Source organism: Streptomyces sp. NPDC005195, from assembly GCF_040608315.1.
Lineage (GTDB): Bacteria > Actinomycetota > Actinomycetes > Streptomycetales > Streptomycetaceae > Streptomyces > Streptomyces kaempferi.
In genome coordinates this window covers 1-1,897 of the sequence record NZ_JBEXHZ010000283.1, presented here as the reverse complement: position 1 = coordinate 1,897, position 1,897 = coordinate 1, and the positions used below count along the sequence as shown (strand labels likewise).

Genomic DNA, 1,897 nt, shown 5'->3' with positions numbered 1-1,897 from the left:
CACGGACGACAACCCGACCAGCGGGATGGCCCGGCATCCGCGGGCCCGAAGGGGAGTCCGCGACTCGAAGAGCACTTCAGGTCAAGTGCCCGCGAACGGACCCTCCAGGGCGGCCCACTGCAACAGCATGATCGTCTTCGCGTCGGCGATCTGCCCGCCGCGGATCATGGCCAGGGTGTCACGGAAGGGCAGTTCGACGATCTCGATGTCCTCGCCCTCCTCCTCCAGGCCGCCACCCTCGTGGGTGCGGGTGGACGGCCCGTAGGGGGCGGCGTAGAAACTCACCCGCTCGGTGACCGAGCCCGGGCTCATGTAGACGTCGAACACGTGCTGGACCGCGCCGACCGTGTGCCCGGTCTCCTCGACGACCTCACGGCGCACGGCGACCTCGGGGTGCTCGTCCGCCTCGTCGAGCAGTCCGCCCGGTGTCTCGACGAGCATTCCGTCCGGGTGCCCGTTGGTGTACACCGGGTAGCGGAACTGCCTGGTCAGCAAAACAGTTTTGCGCTCGGTGTCGTACAGCAGGAGGGTGGCTCCGTTGCCGCGGTCGTGCGTCTCGCGCTCCTGGGTGCTCCAGGTACCGTCGGCGTGCCGGAAGTCGAAGGTGGTGGTGCGCTCCACGTACCAGTGGCTGGACAGGAGTTTCACGTCCCGGACCCTGACCCGGGGGTTGCCGGTCAGGCCCAGGCCCGTCCGGTCGAGCCCGGTGCGGCCCCGGCGGTCCGGGGTGTCGATGCCGGCGGTCATCGTGCGCGGTCCGCGCGGGAATGGTCGTTCATGGCCACTGTCTATCATCGCGGCACGAACATCGAGGCCACAGCGGGGCTTCGCCCGTCTAGGCTCTCGGCATGGAACAGACGGAGATCATCCTGCGCGCCATCGGCGTGCTCACCGAGACCAACGCGATGGTCCGCAGGATCGCCCAGGACGAGGACGCCGGGGCCGAATCGACCGAGACACAACTCGGTGCGCTCGTCACCGAGGTCTTCCCCCGTGTCGAGGTGCCCGCCGACGCCGGACCCGCGGAGGCGGGACAGGCCGTCGCGGACGCCTATCTGCCCGCCACGATCTCCCTCGTGGGTGCCTTCGCCTTCCTCTTCTCGGAGCTCGCCGACGTCCACGACTCCGGACAGACCGACATCAAGTCCGCCGATCTGCTCCAGGACCTCGCCCTGCGGATGTCCAGGGCCGAGAACGAGTAGCCGCCGGCCGTCTCGCCGTGGCCCCGGGCGGCAGCACGGCGAGGCGGCACGGCGAGGCGGCAACGGGCTTCGCGCCTGCCCGGGCTCAGGAGTGCGGGACCACCGCCACCGGACACGGAGCGTGGTGGATCACCGCGTGCGCGACCGAACCGATCCGTGAACCCAGCGCGGAGCGTTGCGCCCGGCGTCCGACGACGATCAGCTGGGCGCGGGCGGTCTGCGCGAGGAGGACCTGGCCCGCGCTCCCCATCTCGACGTGCGGCGTGACCGGTACACCGGGAAACCGCTCACGCCACGGCCGCAACGCCTCGGTGAGCGCCTTCGTCTCGTAGGGTTCCAGACCACCGGCCTCGTCCAGGAGTTTCAGTGAACCCGGGCTGTAGGCGAACACGGGCGGCAGGCTCCAGGCACGTACCGCGCGTACCCCGGCGCCACGGGCCGCCGCCGTCTCGAACGCGAACTCCAGGGCCGCCGCGCTGTCGTCGGGCTCGCCCTGCTGACCCACGACGATCTCCCGGCCCGCCGCCTCGGGTGCCGCCCGGTCGTCGGCGCGCACCAGCACGACGGGGCAGCCCGCCTCGGCGATCACCTGCTGTCCGACCGAACCGAGCAGGAAGCCCACGACCGCGCCGTGGCCGCGCGAACCGAGCACCAGCGCGCGGGCACCGGCCGCCTCGGCGACCAGGGTGTCCACG

At 71.3% G+C, this 1,897-nt stretch carries 3 protein-coding genes; 1 reads left to right on the top strand and 2 read right to left on the bottom strand.

Features of this window, described 5'->3' with window-relative positions; all coding sequences use genetic code 11:
• Nucleotides 1–81 precede the first annotated feature (81 nt).
• On the bottom strand, nt 82–747 hold the full coding sequence (locus tag ABZV34_RS38995) for an NUDIX domain-containing protein (protein WP_356287890.1): 666 nt from the start codon (nt 745–747) through the stop codon (nt 82–84).
• Nucleotides 748–848: 101 nt separating this feature from the next.
• Here ABZV34_RS38995 and ABZV34_RS38990 point away from each other — a divergent pair, with 101 nt between their 5' ends.
• Nucleotides 849–1,202 carry a hypothetical protein gene (locus ABZV34_RS38990; protein WP_356287887.1) on the top strand — a complete coding sequence of 118 codons (354 nt, stop codon included), beginning with the start codon at nt 849–851 and terminating at the stop codon, nt 1,200–1,202.
• Nucleotides 1,203–1,287: 85 nt separating this feature from the next.
• Here ABZV34_RS38990 and ABZV34_RS38985 read toward each other — a convergent pair.
• A partial coding sequence (locus tag ABZV34_RS38985; protein ID WP_356287884.1) for a universal stress protein occupies nt 1,288–1,897 on the bottom strand: 610 nt, incomplete at its 5' end.